At 62.1% G+C, this 19,127-nt stretch carries 17 protein-coding genes; 10 read left to right on the forward strand and 7 right to left on the reverse strand.

Annotation, left to right across the window (positions count from 1 at the left end):
* Positions 1–619: 619 nt before the first annotated feature.
* Together M0D68_RS14565 and M0D68_RS14570 are read left to right on the forward strand one after the other, a co-directional pair.
* Complete coding sequence (locus M0D68_RS14565; RefSeq protein ID WP_266224665.1) at positions 620–2,311, forward strand: sensor domain-containing diguanylate cyclase; 1,692 nt, start codon at positions 620–622, stop codon at positions 2,309–2,311.
* Positions 2,312–2,479: 168 nt separating this feature from the next.
* Complete coding sequence (locus tag M0D68_RS14570) at positions 2,480–2,746, forward strand: hypothetical protein (protein ID WP_054035057.1); 267 nt, start codon at positions 2,480–2,482, stop codon at positions 2,744–2,746.
* 96 nt (positions 2,747–2,842) lie between these two features.
* Here M0D68_RS14570 and M0D68_RS14575 read toward each other — a convergent pair whose 3' ends face one another.
* Together M0D68_RS14575 and M0D68_RS14580 are read right to left on the reverse strand one after the other, a co-directional pair.
* Complete coding sequence (locus tag M0D68_RS14575; protein ID WP_093643841.1) at positions 2,843–4,162, reverse strand: ATP-binding protein; 1,320 nt, start codon at positions 4,160–4,162, stop codon at positions 2,843–2,845.
* Complete coding sequence (locus tag M0D68_RS14580) at positions 4,146–4,871, reverse strand: response regulator (protein ID WP_054035058.1); 726 nt, start codon at positions 4,869–4,871, stop codon at positions 4,146–4,148. Before M0D68_RS14580 ends, M0D68_RS14575 begins: the two co-directional genes overlap by 17 nt.
* 219 nt (positions 4,872–5,090) lie before the next feature.
* On the opposite strand from M0D68_RS14580, the gene M0D68_RS14585 reads away from it, so the two are divergent.
* Entirely contained in the window at positions 5,091–5,621 is a 531-nt protein-coding gene (locus M0D68_RS14585; protein ID WP_054035059.1) for a periplasmic heavy metal sensor, read from the forward strand.
* A 198-nt stretch (positions 5,622–5,819) separates the two neighbouring features.
* Here the strand turns inward: M0D68_RS14585 and M0D68_RS14590 are convergent, their stop codons facing one another.
* Positions 5,820–6,530, reverse strand: a complete 711-nt coding sequence (locus tag M0D68_RS14590; RefSeq protein WP_266224667.1) for a pirin family protein — start codon at positions 6,528–6,530, stop codon at positions 5,820–5,822.
* 369 nt (positions 6,531–6,899) lie between these two features.
* Here M0D68_RS14590 and M0D68_RS14595 point away from each other — a divergent pair, with 369 nt between their 5' ends.
* The 5 genes from M0D68_RS14595 (at position 6,900) to M0D68_RS14615 (ending at position 11,929) form a co-directional block, all read left to right on the forward strand.
* Positions 6,900–7,676, forward strand: coding sequence for an ABC transporter substrate-binding protein (locus M0D68_RS14595; protein ID WP_266224669.1), 777 nt, complete (start codon positions 6,900–6,902; stop codon positions 7,674–7,676).
* 280 nt (positions 7,677–7,956) lie between these two features.
* Complete coding sequence (locus M0D68_RS14600; protein ID WP_115782181.1) at positions 7,957–8,646, forward strand: ABC transporter permease; 690 nt, start codon at positions 7,957–7,959, stop codon at positions 8,644–8,646.
* Entirely contained in the window at positions 8,643–9,356 is a 714-nt protein-coding gene (locus M0D68_RS14605; protein WP_200650752.1) for an ABC transporter permease, read from the forward strand. Before M0D68_RS14600 ends, M0D68_RS14605 begins: the two co-directional genes overlap by 4 nt.
* Positions 9,357–9,405: 49 nt before the next feature.
* A complete protein-coding gene (locus M0D68_RS14610; protein ID WP_093643850.1) occupies positions 9,406–10,185 on the forward strand; it encodes an ABC transporter ATP-binding protein in 780 nt (259 codons plus the stop codon).
* A gap of 592 nt (positions 10,186–10,777) precedes the next feature.
* On the forward strand, positions 10,778–11,929 hold the full coding sequence (locus tag M0D68_RS14615) for a porin (protein ID WP_093643852.1): 1,152 nt from the start codon (positions 10,778–10,780) through the stop codon (positions 11,927–11,929).
* A 239-nt stretch (positions 11,930–12,168) separates the two neighbouring features.
* Here M0D68_RS14615 and glnK read toward each other — a convergent pair whose 3' ends face one another.
* On the reverse strand, positions 12,169–12,507 hold the full coding sequence (glnK, locus tag M0D68_RS14620) for a P-II family nitrogen regulator (protein ID WP_006048444.1): 339 nt from the start codon (positions 12,505–12,507) through the stop codon (positions 12,169–12,171).
* Between the two features lie 146 nt (positions 12,508–12,653).
* Positions 12,654–14,342 carry an NAD+ synthase gene (locus M0D68_RS14625; RefSeq protein WP_266224676.1) on the reverse strand — a complete coding sequence of 563 codons (1,689 nt, stop codon included), beginning with the start codon at positions 14,340–14,342 and terminating at the stop codon, positions 12,654–12,656.
* A gap of 133 nt (positions 14,343–14,475) precedes the next feature.
* Here M0D68_RS14625 and M0D68_RS14630 point away from each other — a divergent pair, with 133 nt between their 5' ends.
* Both M0D68_RS14630 and M0D68_RS14635 read left to right on the forward strand, forming a co-directional pair.
* Positions 14,476–15,645: a GNAT family N-acetyltransferase gene (locus M0D68_RS14630; protein WP_200650761.1), complete on the forward strand. Its 1,170-nt coding sequence runs from the start codon at positions 14,476–14,478 to the stop codon at positions 15,643–15,645.
* A gap of 9 nt (positions 15,646–15,654) precedes the next feature.
* Positions 15,655–15,981, forward strand: a complete 327-nt coding sequence (locus M0D68_RS14635) for a GIY-YIG nuclease family protein (protein WP_256456194.1) — start codon at positions 15,655–15,657, stop codon at positions 15,979–15,981.
* On the opposite strand, the gene M0D68_RS14640 is transcribed toward M0D68_RS14635, so the two are convergent.
* Complete coding sequence (locus tag M0D68_RS14640; protein WP_256456193.1) at positions 15,978–18,083, reverse strand: FUSC family protein; 2,106 nt, start codon at positions 18,081–18,083, stop codon at positions 15,978–15,980. The two genes, M0D68_RS14635 and M0D68_RS14640, sit on opposite strands and share 4 nt — an antisense overlap.
* 299 nt (positions 18,084–18,382) lie before the next feature.
* Entirely contained in the window at positions 18,383–18,910 is a 528-nt protein-coding gene (gene ppa, locus M0D68_RS14645) for an inorganic diphosphatase (protein WP_093643862.1), read from the reverse strand.
* Positions 18,911–19,127: the final 217 nt, after the last annotated feature.

Raw genomic sequence — 19,127 nt, forward strand, 5'->3', positions numbered from 1 at the left:
GGCAAAACGCATGTGCGCGGTAAATCGTTAGCGTTGGAGACACGCGGGCCGGCCGCGGACGGGTCCGTGGGCACGCCGCCCGGGACCGCAACCGTCAAGCCAGGCCCCTGTCGCCGCAGGCGCCGCCCGAAGGCTGGCGGGCTTTCCTTGTTTTGGACGGCACGACACTACACCATCCTATGTTTCAGGCACAACCTTTCACGGCAAATAGCAATAAATAGAGTCGAACACCCCGGCAACCGCCTCCGGCCGGCGCCGCTAAAGCATGTAGAGCGAAGCATCTACTATCGGCCAACCACTTTCCCGGCAATCGCGATCACTGCGCGGATCGGGTTTCAAACACCTGTAAAACCCGTGCAGCCATTCAGAAAGCTGATGCGCTGCCGTTAAGAACCTGATGGGCAAAGCGGATGTACTTCGCATTCCCGCAATAAGGGTGGCGTCTGGCCCCATGACGGTTAAAATCAAGAGACGGCATGCCTTTTTGCGGTTTTGCCGTCCCACAACGCGGCCCACACCGAGGGCGTATCGCCAGCCGTTTCCACAGGGGCGGCACAGCGCCGGGGCGCTGCCACGAATGAGCTAGTTGCATGTCACAGCCAGACGAATCAGAGGGTCGATGAACAGGACAACCTTGCGCCAGGCAACCGGACCGATCAGCTTCGCGCTGATCGTGCTCGTTTGCTGGTTCGTGGCCGGCATGGTCGCGGACCGGATGGTACAGCAAGAGCTGGACGCGGCTTTGCGCACGCAACGCCAGATGTCCACGTCGATCGTCGATAACATGGCCGAGGTGATCGCCAGCGACCTCGCCATGTCTCGAGCCATCCCCGCAACCATGGCCGAAATGGACGTGGTCCAGCACGCGCTGGTGCAATCGCAGAATTATGCCGCGAACGGCGAAGCGGCGGAACCCGCCCTGCGCGACGCGTTGTTAAAAGACCCGCAAATGCGCACCGTGAGCAATTTCCTGCACGACGCGCAAGGCTTCTCCGGGCTCGACCAGGTCTGGCTCGTCAATGCCAACGGCATCTGCGTCGCTTCGAGCAACTCCGTCAATCGACCGCTTGCAGCGGAGCACACCTTCGTCGGCGCGGATATGCGCATGCGCGGCTACCTGACGAATGCCTTGCTCGGTGCATTTTCGGAAGCTTATGGCGTCGGCCGCCAGAGCGGCGAGCCGGGCATCTTCATCGCGGCGCCGGTGTACGCCGACGGTCTGCTGGTGGGGGTTGTCGTAGCCAAGGTGGGGATCGCGCGGCTACGCCACTGGGTCGCGCATGCCGGTACCTTTGTCGCCGATGAAAACGGCGTCATCATCATGGCGCACAACAGCGCACTCGAAGGCCACGCGCTGCCGAACTCGCACGTCACGAAGATGAGCGCCGCCGAGCGCCTGACCATCTATCGCCGCGAAATCCTCCCCGACATCCAGATTCAGGTCGACACGCGGGTGCGCGAACAGGCGCCCTGGGTGCCAGCCGGTGTCGCCGAACAGTTGTTCGGCATGAGCGAGCAGCCGGCGCCATCGCTGTACCAGGCACGCAACGGTCTCAACTCGGGGCTCTCGGCGCATCTGGTCGATCCGCTCGCGGCCTGGCCGGAACTGCTGCGCAATCACAAGCGAGATCATCTGCTGGTGTTTCTGACGCTGGCCGGCACCGTCGCGCTCGCATGGGTCATCACCGTGTCGTACGTGCGCGAGCGGCGCCACCATCGCGCCACGCGTGACCTTGCAGAACAGTTGCAATCGGCCAATACGCTGCTCTCGGCTGAGGCGCGCCACGATGCGCTGACCGGCGCGCTGTCGCGGCGCTACTTCCTCGACCTGCTGCGCCACGAGATCGAGCGCGCGCATGCGGGCAATGAGCCGCTGTGCATGGCGATCGCCGACCTCGACCACTTCAAGCAGATCAACGACCGCTTTGGCCACGCCGCCGGCGACCGCGCGCTCGAACATTTCGTCGACACTTGCCGGGCCGAGTTGCGCGGCACCGATGCGATCGGCAGGCTGGGTGGAGAAGAGTTCGGCCTGCTGCTGCCGGCCACGGATCTGGCGGGCGGCCGTGAAGTTGTCGAACGCTTGCGCCTGCGTCTGAAGGCAATTCCTTCGCCGAAGCTGCCGGCCTCGGTGGGCTTGAGCGTGAGCATCGGCATCACCGAACTCTCATCCGACGATCTGCCCGAGCGCATCATGAGCCGCGCCGACACCGCGCTTTATGCGGCAAAGACGGGCGGCCGCGACCGCACCGAAGCCCTTCCACCCGACGACACCGCGCCGCCCGCGCGGACGGTGGTCAACGCCTGGTGACGCCTGGTGACTGCACCCGACCATCCGTCCAATCCGATGCGCCGCGCGCACCCCAATGCGTGCGGCCGCTGATGCAAAGCAAGTCCCGGCCTCGGGCATCCCGCAACGAAGCAGGTATCATCAACCCTGACATTGAGGTTGCCGCTACCGCTCTAACGGGAGATTCGCATGAAGGGAAATTTGGTCATCGTCTGTCGCGATCAGGATGCTGACGCATTCGACCATCTGCTGGCCGAATATGGCGCGTTCCAGACGCGCTTGTCGTCGACCGCGTGGTATCTGAAGCTCGAGGTCGCACCGGAACTGATTCAGGAAGAGATACTCACGCGCCTCGGCAAATACACCACGCACTACATCTTCGAAGCCGAAACGGTCACGTGGAATACGGTGGATGGTGACGCGGCCAATGCGTTGAACACGCTGTTTTCAGACTAGCGCAAAGCTTGCCGGACGCTCATTCCGAACCTCGCGCTCGGACATCACGTTGCGGCATATATATAGCGGGGCAGGCGCTTGCCGCCCTTGCCCCGCTCACCCCCAGGCGTTTTCCGAGGCCACCGCGACACGCGGCACCACGTCGAACGGAAAGCTCATCAAGACCCGTAAGCCACGGCCGTCGTGGTTGCCGATCTCCCACTCCCCGCCTGCACGCCGCACCAGACGCTCGACGATCGCAAGCCCCAGCCCGCTATGACCATTGCCGCCACGCGCCGGGTCGAGCCGGACGAACGGCCGGCTGGCATTGATCAGGTCCTGCGCGGCGATACCGCTGCCGTTGTCGCTCACCGAAAGCGTGAAGCCTTGCGCCGTGCGCGCCGTAGCGACGACGATCGGCGGCGCGCCGTAGGCATGTGCGTTGTCCAACAGGTTCGACAGGATCCGGTCGAGCGTTGCCGCCGGCAGCAGAAAACCCGGGCCTGCGTTGAGTTCGGTTCGCACCGTGGGCCCGCCGGCCGCGACTGCACGATAACTACGGACCACGCGCTCGCACTGCCCGTCCACTTCGACCGCTTCGCTGCGATCGGCGCCGTCGTGTGCGAACACCAGAAACTGCTCGACGATATGCGTCATCGAATCGACGTCGCGCACGACGCCGTCACGCATCTTCACTTCTTCCATCATTTCGGCGCGCAGCCGCAAGCGAGCCAGCGGCGTTTTCAGATCGTGCGCGACGCCGGCCAGCATGACGGCCCGATCGTTTTCGGTGCGCGCCACTTCCTGAACCATCTGGTTGAAGCCGTGCGTCAGCTGCCGCAACTCACGCGGACCGCGTTCAGGCACCGGCGGCACCGGCAAGCCGCGGCCAAAGCGCGCCACCGCCTGGGCGAGCGAGCGCAACGGCTGTTGTAGCGCCCACGCGGCAAAGAGCGCTGCCATCACCGCGAACGAAAAGATAATCGCGAGCCATAGCACCGTGCGATCGAGGGAACGCGGCGTGCGCAGTGGCTGCACCGGCACGACGATCCAACTTCGGTCCGCGGTGCCGCGCACCCACAGCGTGGGCGGACGGCCAGGCTGGCCGATCCGCACCAGCGTACCGGTGGGCATGCGATCGCGCACGTCCTCGATGAAACGTTCGAGCGGCGGCGGCAGATCCGTGCTATCCGGCGGCACATCGGCGCTCGCCGGATCGACCAGCCTGACGCGTGACGGCAAGGGCTGGTCCGGCGTACGGGCGACGTGCTGGCGCACCGCGTCGACAAGGAAGGTGGCTTCCTCGACTGCATAGCGCGCTTGCAGCTGGCTGCGCTCGAGCCGCATAAGCGCGTACCACGCGAAATGCGACAGCAGCAGCACCGCAATCACTAGCAGCGCGAGGCGCCCGAACAGCGAATCAATGGGCCGGCGCATGCTGTTCGCCATCCGGCACGAACACGTAGCCGCGTCCGCGCACCGTTTGAATAAAGCGCGGCGTGGACGGGTCGGTTTCGAGAATGCGACGCAAACGCCAGACCTGTACGTCGATGCCGCGATCGGTGCCGTCGTATTCCGGGCCATGCAGCAGTTCGAGCAGACGCTCACGTGTGAGCGTGCGCATGGGGTGATTGACGAAAATCTTCAGCAGCGCGAATTCGCTGCCCGACAGCGTGAGCGGCTTGTCTTCGAGATGCAGCGTGCGCGACTGGAAATCCAGCGTGAAGCGGCCGAAGTTGAACGGCTCGCGCTGCTCCGGCGCTGCCGCCGACGGCAGCGTGCGGCGGCGCCGCAGCACCGCCTGCACGCGCGCCAACAGCTCGCGCGGGTTGAACGGCTTGCCGAGATAGTCGTCCGCGCCGAGTTCGAGCCCGACGATGCGGTCCACGTCGTCAGCACGTGCGGTCAGCATGATCACCGGGATGTCGTCGCCCGACGCGCGCAGCTTGCGCAGCGCGGTCAGCCCATCTACGCCCGGCATCATCAGATCGAGCACGATCAGATCCGGACGCTCGCGTTCGAGCCTGCGCTCGAGCGTGCCCGCGTCGTGCAGCACCGAAACTTCGATGCCCTGACGGGCCAGATAGTCGCGCAGCAGATCGCGCAATTCGACGTCGTCGTCGACAACCAGTATTTGAGTAGCCATGGGATGAAGTTTAACGCGCAGCAGGAAGGGTTTTCGATTTCAGACGGCCCGCAAGGGTTACCGGGTGTTACGGTGAAAGCCGTACGTAATGACCCGTAACAGCCGCATCAAGCCACGTAACACAGCGCTCGGCGCAGTTCTCTACGCTGTGACTTACCGAATGCAGGCCGTCCACATTATCGGTTGCATCGTCGGCTATTCCATTACAGGGAGTCTTACATGTCCACCAAAAAAATGTCGCGCGTTCTCGCCGTTGCCGCCACTGCCCTCGCCATCGGCGCGGGCGCTGCCTATGCCGCCCAACCCGCCGATCACGGCGGCCCCGGCGGCTGGCATGGCCACTTCATGAAAGAACTGACGCAACTGCACGACCAGTTGAAGCTGAACGCGGATCAGGAAAAGCAATGGCAGGCCGCGCTCGACACCATGAAACAGAACCATGAGGCCATGCGCGCCAACCATGAACAGATCAAGAACCAGATGAAGGCCGCGCAGCAACAGCCGATTCTGGATCTGAACGCCATGGCTGCCGCGCACCAGCAGGTCGAGCAGAAAGACGCGCAACTGCGTCAGCAAACCTCGGACGCGTGGCTCAAGTTCTATAACGGCTTGAACGACCAGCAGAAGACAACCGTCAGCACGGCGCTGAAGCAGCGTTTTGCGAAGATGGAAGCGCGTCACGAAAAGATGCGCGACCGCTGGGAACACCATAATAAGGGTGCAGCGTCGGCGCCGGCTGCGAATCAGTAAGCGGGTCGAAGCAGGTGGAAGACGGCTCGCGCGGCCGTCGTCCGAATGCAAAAACGCCACGGAAAAACTTCCGTGGCGTTTTTGTTTGTGTGCGGCGCACGCTTCAAGGGGCGGGACTCGTTGCGCTTGCAACCAGCCCCCTCAACCAGCAGTCATCAGGCGATGAGAACGTCCGGTGATCCGCACTTACCCGCGCACTTACCCGTTGAGCTGACCCAGATCGAACAGCAGCACTTCGGCGTTGTCGCCCTTTTCGAGCGTCACCGTATCGGTCTCGCTGAGCTTGGCGGCGTCGCCGGCCTGCAGCGCCTGGCCATTCACCGTCAGCGCGCCCCGCGCCACGTGCACATACGCCAGCCGGCCTTTCGGCAACGCAAACGTGGCCTGTTCCGCGCCATCGATCAACGCCGCGTAAATCGATGCATCCGCATGAATCGTCACTGAGCCGTCGCGGCCGTCGGGCGAGGCGACCACGCGCAGACGCCCGCGCTTGTCGGCGTCCTCGAAGCGCTTTTCCTCGTAGCCGGGCTGGTCACCCGCACGTTGCGGGATCACCCAGATCTGCAGGAGGTGCGCAGATTCGTCCTGCGATGCATTGAACTCGCTGTGCTGCACGCCCGTGCCGGCGCTCATGCGCTGCACGTCGCCGGGACGGATGGTCGAGCCGTTGCCCATGCTGTCGCGGTGCGCGAGCGCGCCTTCGAGCACATAGGTGACGATTTCCATATCCCGATGGCTGTGCGTGCCAAAGCCCTGGCCGCCGGCGATGCGGTCTTCGTTGATTACCCGCAACGGGCCGAAATGCACGTGTTGCGGGTCGCGGTAGTCGGCAAACGAGAAGCTGTGATACGAGTCGAGCCAGCCGTGATTGGCGTGGCCACGTTCGTCGGAACGGCGAATCTCGATCATGGGGGATCTCCCGGTGAGTAAATAGCGATGCCCAGAATGTATGGGCGCGAAGCGCACTAAACAATCGGCAACGATGCACTGGATCGTTCCATAAATCCGTGCAATCACGGCCCAGCACCGTCGCGCATGCACAACGCATGCCGCCGCCCACCGGCCGCCGGCGGCGTCCCGCACTGGCGCGCTGCCCCTGATCGGGTAAAATACCGCCCTTTTCAAGACGCGTGGGCGCCAAAGGCGCGCCGGGCGGGCCCGAAGCCACACTCGCACGCGGCGCGACAATTTTGACCGCCTAGAATAGCGACGGCCGGCCACGAGCCGGCGGTCGTCGAGATCGGCACACCACGACGATCAGTTTGATCCAGGAGAAACATGAAGAAGGCCGCACTGTGCGTGGCGCTTGCGGTCATGGCCACCGGCGCCATGGCGAAAGAGTGGAAAACCGTGCGCATCGGGGTGGACGCCAGCTACCCGCCGTTCGAATCGAAGGCGGCCAGCGGCCAGGTCGTCGGCTTCGACGTCGATTTGACGAAAGCGCTGTGCACAAGAATGAACGTCAAGTGCGTGTGGGTCGAGCAGGACCTGGATGGGATCATCCCCGCGTTGAAGGGCAAGAAGTTCGACGCGATCGTGTCGTCGCTGACCGTCACGGACCAGCGCCGCGCGCAGATCGATTTCTCCGACACGCTGTTCGACGCGCCGGCCCGCATGATCGCCAAAGCCGGCTCGCCGCTGCTGCCCACGGCCGAATCGCTGAAGGGCAAGCATGTCGGCGTCGAGCAGGGCTCGACTCAGGAAGCCTACGCCAAGGCCTACTGGGAGCCCAAAGGCGTGACCGTCGTGTCCTATCAGAATCAGGATCAGGTGTACGCCGACATCGCATCGGGGCGTCTTGACGCAGCGTTGCAGGATGAATTGCAAGCCGACGCCGGGTTCCTGAAGACGCCGCGCGGCAAAGGCTTCGCGTGGGCCGGCCCGGAAGTGAAAGACCCAAAGACGATCGGCGAAGGCACGGCCATCGGCATGCGCAAGGATGACGTCGCGCTGAAAGCGATGTTCGACCAGGCGTTGGCGCAAGTGCGCGAGGACGGTACGTTCAAAAAGCTGGAAAAGCAGTACTTCGACGTCGATATCTATCCAGGTCGTTGAGTGGAGCATGAACTCGGGGCTCGCCCGCATGGGCTTTCCCGAGGCTTCGTAATACAGTCGCTGATAGCCTCAAAAAGCAGTTTCAGAAGCAGCTTCAACCCCGATTCACAACAAGAATCGAAAAGCGCGCTGCAAGACCGGCAACGGCCATGCAGTCATGATTTGCACAGCGGTGCGCTGTGCGCCGCAGGAAACGGCGAGCTCAGGCTCGCGGCAAACGCGGTGCAGAGCTGGCCGCGTCTTTCGCGGTGCGCCACAAGCGCATCGTCAAGGACCCCATATGTTCCTTCAAGGCTACGGCCCGCTGCTTCTTAACGGCACCTGGCAAACCGTCAAACTGGCGGTGTTGTCGCTGGCGTTCGCTTTCGTGCTGGGCCTGCTCGGCGCGGCGGCGAAGCTGTCGAAAAACCGCTTCTCCTATGGCGCCGGCACCGTCTACACGACCCTCGTGCGGGGCGTGCCCGACCTGGTGCTGATGCTGCTGCTGTTCTACAGCATCCAGATCTGGCTGAATAACCTGACCGACCTGCTCGGCTGGGACCAGATCGACATCGACCCATTCGTGGCCGGCGTCGCGGTGCTGGGCTTCATCTACGGCGCGTACTTCACCGAGACCTTCCGCGGCGCGTTCCTCGCGGTGCCGCGCGGCCAGCTCGAAGCAGGCGCGGCCTACGGCATGACCGGCTGGCAGGTGTTCTCGCGGATCATGTTCCCGCAGATGATGCGCTTCGCGCTCCCTGGCATCGGCAACAACTGGCAGGTGATGGTGAAAGCCACGGCGCTGGTGTCGATCATCGGTCTCGCCGATGTCGTCAAGGCTTCGCAGGACGCGGGCAAAGGCACATTACGGTTCTTCTTCTTCACCCTGTTCGCAGGGGCGATCTATCTCGTCATCACCACAGTGTCCAACTTCGTGCTGATGTACCTCGAAAAGCGTTACTCGACCGGCGTGCGAAAGGCGGATCTATGATCGAGATCATTCAGGAATACTGGCGCAACTATCTGTATACCGACGGCTACCGCCTCACCGGTGTCGTGATCACGCTGTGGCTGCTGGTGGTATCGATCGGACTCGGTTTCTGCCTGTCGATTCCCCTCGCGGTCGCGCGCGTGTCGAAGAAGAAATGGCTCGCCGGCCTCGTCTGGCTGTATACGTATGTCTTCCGCGGCACGCCGCTCTACGTGCAGCTGCTGCTCTGCTACACCGGCCTGTACAGCCTCGAAATCATCCGCAACCACGAGCTGACCAACGCGTTCTTCCGCGACGGCATGCATTGCACGCTGCTCGCATTCACGCTGAACACCTGCGCGTACACCACCGAGATTTTTGCAGGCGCGATCAAGGCGACGCCGTATGGCGAGATCGAAGCGGCGCGTGCGTATGGCATGTCTTCGTTCACGCTGTACCGGCGAGTGATTCTGCCGTCGGCGCTGCGCCGCGCGTTGCCGTACTACAGCAATGAAGTGATCCTGATGCTGCACGCCACCACCGTCGCGTTCACCGCGACCGTGCCGGACATCCTCAAGATCGCCCGCGACGTGAACTCGGCCACGTATCAATCGTTCAACGCGTTCGGTATCGCCGCCCTGCTCTATCTGTTGATTTCTTTTGCGCTCGTGTGGCTGTTCCGCCGCGCCGAGCGCCGCTGGCTCGCTTACCTGCGGCCGCAAGGCAAGTAAACAAGATGGGCGCTACGCCCCCAAGCAAGTAAGCCCGCCAAGGATCCCGATGAACACCAAGAAGCAAAAGCTCTTCGTCGACGAGCTTCACAAACAGTACGGCGACAACGAAGTCCTCAAGGGCGTGTCGCTGAAGGCCAACGCCGGCGACGTGATCAGCGTGATCGGCTCATCCGGTTCGGGCAAGAGCACGATGCTCCGCTGCATCAACTTCCTCGAGCAGCCGAACTCCGGACGCATCTTCGTCGACGGCGAAGAAGTCCGCACGCAGATCGCGAAGAACGGCGCTTTGCGCGTATCCGATCCGAAGCAGTTGCAGCGCGTGCGCACCAGGCTGTCGATGGTGTTCCAGCACTTCAATCTGTGGGCGCATATGAACGTGCTCGAGAACATCATTGAGGCGCCGGTCAACGTGCTGGGCTTAAAGCGCAAAGAAGCCGAAGAGCGCGCGCGTGAATATCTCGAGAAAGTGGGCCTCGCACCTCGTCTCGAGAAACAGTACCCGTCGCATCTGTCGGGCGGTCAGCAGCAACGCGTCGCGATTGCGCGCGCGCTGGCCATGCACCCTGACGTCATGCTGTTCGACGAACCGACTTCGGCGCTCGATCCCGAGCTGGTCGGCGAAGTGCTCAAGGTCATGCAGACGCTCGCCGAAGAAGGCCGCACGATGATCGTCGTCACGCACGAAATGGCGTTCGCGCGCAACGTGTCGAATCACGTGATGTTCCTGCATCAAGGCCGGGTCGAAGAAGAAGGCCATCCGGACGAAGTCTTCAAGAACACGAAGAGCGAACGGCTCAAGCAGTTCCTCTCTGGCAGCCTCAAATAAGACTGCCGTAAAGCCTGGTATTTGGGCTGTAGTCAAAGTAGCATTACAAGGCGCTTACGAGCGCCTTTTTTACTTCGCTCACCTGTGCATTCTGGTCATTCTGGCCTCGAAACTGTGCACGAACCTGCCTCGAACCGCCCTCTTTCCGCCTTACTCTGCCGCATTTGAAGCGTCAATAGTGGCAATCCTTGACGTGGTCCGTCCCAATCCGTGATTCCCTTATGGCATAAGGGTTTCCCGCCTTTTGGGGGATATCGCAACGATTCCTTGCACACATTCGTATTGCAATTTGGAGACACCGGCCCAAGCCGGTACTAATTTCTTCTCCCACTCCAGGGTATTTTTGATAAATTAGTAACCAAAGTAGCAAAACAAAGTTCATTAAAAGTAGTTTCACTTCAAAGCAACAGAGGAGAACCGGTCGGCGAGGGATCGGCATGGCGCGAAGAATAGCCCGCTGAGGCTATCCGTCACGACAGGAGACCCAATCCACCCGCTAATCTCCCTGGTACCGATTTCTGTTCGGCGCGCTTGCGTCCGAACACCATTCGCAGTACTGGGTTTCACTTTTTGACAGGGTATGGAGGAGAAGATGAAGAAAGCTTTGCTCGCCGCTGCGTTGATGACAGCCGGTGTAGTTGCGCACGCCCAAAGCAGCGTAACGCTGTACGGCCGCCTTGACGCCGGCCTGGAATACATGACGGGTGTTCCGCAAGGCACGGGTGCAAACGGCCAGGCAACTGGCAGCACGAACCGTTGGCGCGCGGAAAGCGGCGACTGGGGTACGAGCCTGTGGGGTTTGAAGGGCGTTGAGGACATCGGTGGCGGCAACAAGGTCCTGTTCCAGTTGGAAGGCTCCTTCAACACCATGACGGGTGCAGGCCCTGGCGGCGGCGGTCTCTTCAATCGTTGGGCAACTGTCGGTTTGTCGAACGACCAGTACGGTACGTTCACGATGGGCCGCATGCTCTATATCTCGAACGGCGTGTGGGACTTTGACCCGTTCGGTCAATCGAACTGGTCGTCGGCATCGCTGGTGCGTGGCCGCAACTGGCCGCAATCGAGCAACAACTTCGCGTACCAGTCGCCGAAGATCGCAGGCTTTGACTTCTACGGTCAATACGCTCTGTCGAACGCAACGAGCTGGAACGGTAACGGCACGACGGCTCAAGGTCGCGAAGCAGGCGCACAGGTCACCTACACGAACTCGCTGTTCCAGGTTCGCGGCCTGTACGACGAAATCCGCAACCCGGCTAACGGCAGCCTGTACGGCCCGACCGCCACCGGCGTCAATACGGCCAACATCGGAACTGGCGTGTTCGCGGCATCGCGTGAATACTCGGCTCTCGTGAACGTGTTCCTCGGCCAGTTCAAGATTCAGGCCGCTTACCAGGCTATCCGTTCGGCGGGTGCGACGGGTGTTCTGCCGGGCACGCCGACCACGCTCGACCACGAATGGGGTGGTGTGACGTGGCAAGCAACGCCGGCTGCAGCACTGATCGCAGCGGTCTATCACGTGAACGGCAACAATGGCGCAGGCAATGCGACGATCTACACGATCGGCGGCTCGTACAACCTGTCCAAGCGCACGCTGCTGGATCTGCAGATCGCAACAACGCAAAACAGCAAGACGGCTAACTACGGCCTGAATGCGAATAACTCGGGCACGGCGACCTCAACGGACAACCCGCTGCCGGGTCATAGCCAAACTGGTGTGTACGCAGGTATTCAACACTCGTTCTAATCGAACAGTGTGCCCCGAGGGGATTTCCTTCGGGGTGTAGTCAGAAGTTCTTCAAGAGAATCTTTTTCACGCTGCTGCGAGAGGCGCGTATCGGTGCGATGTCCGAAAGGGTATCGCACCGTTTTTTATTTGCGCGCACGGTTTTGCCACTGCCCCGACGCACCTGATCGGTGCGTGCGTGCCACGGATGTCAATACCGGCGCTTTAACTCTGCGTTTCAACAGTACGAGTCGAACCGCTCAAACCGCCGCTTCGTTCTCCTCACCCGTGCGAATCCGGATCACCCGCTCCACGTCCGCGACGAAAATCTTGCCGTCGCCGATCTTGCCGGTGCGCGCCGCGCCGATGATCGCGTCGATCACCTGATCGCACTGGTTGTCCGCGACTACCACTTCGATCTTCACTTTCGGCAGAAAGTCGACCACGTACTCTGCACCACGATAGAGCTCGGTGTGGCCTTTTTGCCGACCGAAGCCTTTGACTTCCGTCACGGTCAACCCCGTGAGGCCGACTTCAGCAAGCGCCTCGCGCACTTCGTCGAGTTTGAACGGTTTGATGACTGCAGTGATGCGCTTCATGGCGGACCTCATCTCGTGATTGGAAGGTTGAAAGGGAAATGGATGATTTTTATTCTACGCCGCGCCGGATGCGTTGCGGCAATCCGGCGCGTGCTTCTGGTCTGCTATGGGGTAAGTCAGTAAGTCCGCAGTCTTTCGCCTGAGACTCACTCCACCGGCTCGGTGTAGCGCGACGTAATCGGATAACGCCAGTCGCGGCCGAACGCGCGATGCGTGACGCGAATGCCGATCGGCGCCTGACGGCGTTTGTATTCGTTGATCTTGATGAGGCGCGTGACGCGTTTCACGTCGTCGACCGCGTAACCCGCCGCGATGATTTCGGCGAGCGAGCGATCCTCTTCCATATACATGCGCATGATCGCGTCGAGCACTTCGTACGGCGGCAAGCTGTCCTGATCGGTCTGGTTGTCGCGCAGTTCGGCCGACGGCGCGCGCGTCAGAATCCGCTCGGGAATCACATCCTGCTTGCTGAACGTGGTGGCCTGATTGCGGTAGTGACACAGCTTGTAGACCAGCGTCTTGGCGATGTCCTTGATCACCGCAAAGCCGCCGGCCATGTCGCCGTACAACGTACAGTAGCCCACGGCCATCTCGCTCTTGTTGCCGGTGGTCAGCACGATCGAGCCGAACTTGTTCGACAGCGCCATCAGCAAGGTGCCGCGAATGCGCGCCTGAATGTTTTCTTCGGTGGCGTCTTCGGCGCGGCCGGCGAACTCCTCGGCGAGCGAGCCGCGGAACGCGTCGAACATCGGCGCGATCGCGATTTCGTCGTAGCGCACGCCGACGCGGCGCGCCATCTCGGCGGCGTCGGTGGTTGAAATGTCGGCGGTGTAGCGCGACGGCATCATCACCGCCCGCACACGGTCCGCGCCCAGCGCGTCGCACGCAACGGCCAGCACCAGCGCCGAATCCACGCCGCCCGACAGTCCGATCAGCGCGCCCGGAAAGCCGTTCTTGTTGATGTAGTCGCGCACGCCCATCACGAGCGCGGCATACACCTGCGCTTCGAGCGAGCGCTCCGGCGCGATCGCCGTGGGCACCGGCTTGCCGCCGTCGAATTCGACAATCGCGTTGCCTTCCTCGAATTGCGCCATCTTCGCGACCAGATCGCCCTTTTCATCGAGTACGAACGAGCCGCCGTCGAACACCAGTTCGTCCTGCGCGCCGACCATGTTCACGTAGACCATGGGCAAGCCGGTCTCGCGAATCCGCGCGCGCAGAATGTCGAAGCGCACCGCTTCCTTGTTCAGGTGATAGGGCGAGCCGTTCGGAATCAGCAGCACTTGTGCGCCCGCCGCTTTCGCCATTTGCGCAGCCGATGCATGCCACGCGTCCTCGCAAATCACCACGCCGTACTTCACGCCGTCCAGTTCGAACACGAACGGCTGCGGGTCGGACGCGAAGTAGCGCTTCTCGTCGAACACCTCGGTATTGGGCAAATCCTGCTTGCGATAGGTACCGACCACTTCCCCGTCGACGATCAGCGAGGCCGCGTTGAAGGTATCAACCGGCGGCACGCCGCGCTCGATCGGCGCGTTTGCATTACCATGGCCGTGCGCTACATCGCGCAGCGGATGGCCGACGATCACATGCAAGCCGGCGAAGGGCTTCAGTTGCGCGGCCAGATCGGCAAGCGCCGCCGCACTCGCGGTGTAGAACGCAGGACGCAGCAGCAGATCTTCGGGCGGATAGCCGGATAGCGCGAGTTCTGGCGCAATCAGCAGCTTCGCACCATCGTTGTGCGCGGCGCGCGCGGCAGCGACAATCTTCGCGAGGTTGCCAGCGAAGTCGCCGACGGTGACATTGATTTGAGCAAGAGCGATTCGGGTCTTCATGGCAGGATCGACAGGCAAGCCAGACGGCTTGCGAGTACCGCGGCTGGTTAGCTCGACGGCAACGGACAAATCGGATAAACGAACGACGCACCGCTACATGCTGCGCGTCGCTCATTGGGAACAGTCACACAGATTGAACCAGGAACGCTTTGATTATCGCACGGGCATTCTGGCGTCGCCCTCCGAGGTGGACGCCGCGGAATGGAATGCCCTCCTCGCCCAGCAAGCGCAGCCCACGCCGTTTCTGCGGCACGAGTTCTTGAGCGCACTGCACGCGACCCGTTGCGCGGTCGCCGATACTGGCTGGGCGCCGCAATTCGTCACGCTCACCGACCCGCGCACGGACAAGCTCGCGGCCGCGGCGCCCGTGTATCTGAAGGGGCACTCGTACGGCGAATATGTCTTCGATTGGGCATGGGCCGACGCGTACAAACGCAACGGTCTGCCGTATTACCCGAAGCTGCTGTGCGCCGTGCCGTTCACACCGGTGCAGGGCAACCGGCTGTTATCGGCGGATACGCATGCGCTCAGGCATCTGGCCGCGACGCTGATGGCGTTCGCCGAGCAGGCCGACGTGTCGTCGCTGCATGTGCTGTTTCCGACCGAAACAGAAGCAGGCGCGCTGACCGACATGGGCATGATGCAGCGCGAAGGCGTGCAGTTCCACTGGCTGAACGACGGCTATCGCGACTTCGACGATTTCCTCTCCACGCTCGAACAGAAGAAGCGCAAGAACATCCGCGCGGAGCGTCGCAAGGTTCAGGAGGCCGGCGTAACGATGCGCCGGATTCGCGGCGAAGATATCCAGGACGCCGATTGGCGATTCTTCAGCAAGTGTTATCGGCAAACCTACCGCGAGCACTTTTCGAGTCCGTATCTGAACCTCGATTTCTTCCGGATGATCGGCGCGTCGATGCCGGAAAATCTGCTGCTGGTAATCGCCGAATACGAAGGCAAGCCGATTGCCAGTTCGCTCGTGGTCTATCAGCGCGACGCGAAAACCGGCGGCACGCTTTATGGCCGTTACTGGGGCGCGTTGGAACACGTGCCCTGCCTGCACTTCGAAACCGCCTACTACCAGCCGCTCGAATTCTGCATCGAAGAAAAGCTCGGCGCGTTCGAAGGCGGCGCCCAGGGCGAGCATAAAATGGCGCGTGGTTTTTTGCCGACCGTGACGCGCTCGGCGCATTGGCTCGCGCATCCGGCCTTCGCCGATGCGGTCGGCCACTTCCTCGACAACGAAAAGAACAGCATCCACGCGTATGTGGACGAGCTGCGCGAACACAATCCGTTCAAAGGTTGAAGCGTACCCATGGCGTGGTTTCTGTATCTGCTCGAATGCTCGGACGGCAGCGTCTATACCGGCATTGCCACCGATGTGCAGGCGCGCTTCGACAAACATGTGAGCGGTGAAGGCGCGCGCTATACGCGTTCGCGCAAACCGGTGCAGGTGCTGGTGTCGTTTGAGTTGGCCGACCGGTCAAGCGCTTCGCGCGCCGAGTATTGGGTCAAGCGTTTGCCGCCGGCCGAAAAGCGTGCGCTAGGCGCGGGACTGCGTACGCTCGAATCGGTGTTGCCCGTGCCCGAACCAGAGCCAGAGCCAGAGCCGGTTGCCGCAGACGAGCCGCCCTCCACCTAACCCCTCGCTTCACGCATCCGCTCAGTCAGCAGCCGACGCATCAGCGCGATTTCACCCACGGCGTCCGCCTCCAGCGACGTCAACCGCTCCCGTGGAGGAAGGTCGTGCCGGATCGGCCGCAACGTCCGGTTCAAAGCCGCCTCGATGTCGGCACTCGTGGTGTCAATCCACGCGCCGAGTTCATCGTGCATGCTGCGCCGGTTCGTACTCAAGCGCAGTTGCGTCGCCGTTCCCGCCATCTTTCGCAACACGCTCAGCACCGTCAGCGTCACCGTGTCGACCATCGAGTCCTCGAGTTTTTCGAGGCGAATGCGGCCGATGGCCTCCTCGGCGTTATTGCTGCCCAAACCCGCGGCCCGGCGCAGGCGTTCCATGTCCTTCTCGCTTCGGTCCGGCGACTCCAATGCTGCCCTCAGATACGCAAGATTGGCCCGCACCGCGTCGCTCAGATAGGCACGATAGTCGACCTTTTCCCGCGTCGGCCACAGATAGAACGTCGCCAGCAGCGCCAATACACAACCGAGCACATTGTTGCCGAGCCGCGTCAACGCGAAGGCGAATTCGCTGGCGCCGGGCGTCGCGAAGTCGGCCACGAGCACGAAGGTCGGGGTCAGGAAAAGTACGAAGAGGCTGTAGCTGACGGGACGCAGCGCCATGGTGGCCACCACCAGCGGAAACACCGCCAGTGAAATGCCGAGAGGCGAATGAATCGCATAGCCGATCACGGCCGCCAGCAGGCCGCCGACGATGCTCCCGGCAGCGCGCTCGATACTCCGTGGCCAGGTCGCAGCAATAGACGGTTGCAGAATCAGCAGCGTCGCCATGGTTGCCCAATAGCCGAAGGGCAGCCCGAGCGCCCGGATGACCAGAAAGCCCGCCGTGGTCGTGACGCCGACGCGAGCGGCGTGACGCAAGCCAACCGACTGAACGGAAAAGTTTGCCTTGAGCGTCGACCACGTCCGCGTCAGCAGTCTGGCGGCACTGTCCTGCCACCCGAGCGGATGAGCAGCTGTCGGCGCGAAATCGACCAGTTCGAAATCGAACTTCAATGTCACAGGTTCCATCAGCGCGGATTCGAGTCGCCGCGCCAGGCGTCGCAAACGGAGTTGCAGGTCGGCGAGACGGTTCCATTGGGCTTCGTTGCTGGCCACGCCGATTCTTCGCAGAACCTCGCCCAGCCCGATCAGCAACCGCGCCGCGCGTCTGGTGCGACGTGCGTCTTGCGGGGTTTTTTCGCAGGCGCCGGTGACCGCAATCAGGTACGCAAAGAGCGCTTCACTCTCAGTCAGGAGCGCGAGCAGATTGTCGTAGTCTTCCCGGCCGGCCGTTCGTGAGCCAGGCACGTTCGCCAGCGCCTTGCGCGAGCGCTCCAGCGCAGCGCGTGCATCGGCGCGAAATTTCGCGGCATGCGTGGCCCACTCGCCAGGTGCTGCGCGCGCTTCGAGCAGGCGCGCGCTGTCCAAGGCGATATCAGCCAGACGCAGATACACCGCACGCAGCGAAGCGCGGCTTGTGCCGAACGGATGAATGCGCCAGACGGTCAAGCTCAGCACGACGGCGAACAGGCATCCGGCCAGATAGACGCCGAGAAAGGCCACACCTTCGCGAACGTTGTGCATCGGCCGGTCGACCATCACCACGCAGGCGGTCGCCGCTAGAATCGTCACCTGCGATGTCGCGGCGCCCCAGATCCTGCCGAACGCGCCGAGCGTCGTGAATATCAGAATGGCGAGCGCCGCGAACACCGTCCCCTCGCCTGACGCGAAGGCGGTCACGCCGCCGCACACGGTGGACAGCAGCGCGAAGCCCATCATCGAGGCGAAGCGCGCGCGATTCGAGCCGGCTGCATCCGCGAGACAGGTCCAGAAAGCGCCGATCGCAGCCCATGCAAATACCGGGTCGTGCAGCAGATTGCCGAGCACCAGCATGGCGGTGGATGCGCAAGCAGCTCTCAGCCCTTCCGACAGATTGGCCTCGCTCGTCGAAAACGACACCATCCATATCGGCCGTTTGCGGTAGATCGCGGTGACGAGCGCATACAGGCTCGCATACAGGCGGCTCGGCCAGCGCAACGACGAAGGGTTGGACTTGCGATTCAGCATCCGGACGGTGGGCTTCCAAAAAACGCACGTTGGCGCTACCTCAGCGCATTAATACGCCGACGGTGGAAAACCTGCCGCGGCCGCCGAATGATAAGGGTTAACACTCATATATAAAAATGCATTCGGTTCATTCATTCGATGCGTTGTGTCTATGCGCTGCAACGCCCGGCCAGACAGGCGCACTAACTGCAAGACCGGCTGCGCATGGCGCGGAATCCCTGAAAACGCCGCCCATGAAAAAACCGCGTGGCCCTTGCAGGCTCACGCGGTTTTTTCATCAAGCACCGATGTAACGCAGCTTACTTCTTGTAGTTCGCCACGCCTTCGGTGATTTCCTTGTGCGCGGCTTCGATGCCCGCCCAACCCTCGACCTTCACCCACTTGCCCTTTTCCAGCGCCTTGTATTGCTCGAAGAAGTGCTTGATCTGGTCTTTCAGGTACGCCGGAACGTCGTCGATCGACTTGAGATCAGCGGTCATCGGGCAGACCTTGTCGTGCGCGACGGCAACCAGCTTGGCGTCGACGCCCGATTCGTCAGTCATTTGCAGCATGCCGAGTGCGCGGGCGCGGACCACCGAGCCAGCCAGCAGCGGGAACGGCGTGATCACCAGCACGTCGACCGGATCGCCATCGCCCGACAGCGTTTGCGGAATGTAGCCGTAGTTCGCCGGATAGCGCATGCCCGTGCCGATGAAACGGTCGACGTGCAGCAGACCCGTTTCCTTGTCAGCTTCGTACTTCACCGGATCGCTTTGCGCCGGGATTTCGATGATGACGTTGAAATCTTGCGGAAGGTCTTTGCCTGCGGGGACGTTATTGAAGCTCATGAGCGCTCTCTGATCAGATGGAATTCGGAACACGGCGTGCGGCGCGTGATCTCGAGCGGCGCGAAACTCGCCAGCCCAAGGCGCTACGGCCGGACAGTACGGAATACGCCATTATAGCCAATCGGCCGATGGCACCTCTGGTTGGATCGGCGCGATAATCGTCTGGCGTCGCTCGATTGTGCCTCTCGTTTGTGAACACCGCGTATCTGACCTCGGC

The organism is Paraburkholderia sp. SEWSISQ10-3 4, assembly GCF_030464785.1.
Taxonomy (GTDB): Bacteria; Pseudomonadota; Gammaproteobacteria; order Burkholderiales; family Burkholderiaceae; genus Paraburkholderia; species Paraburkholderia aspalathi.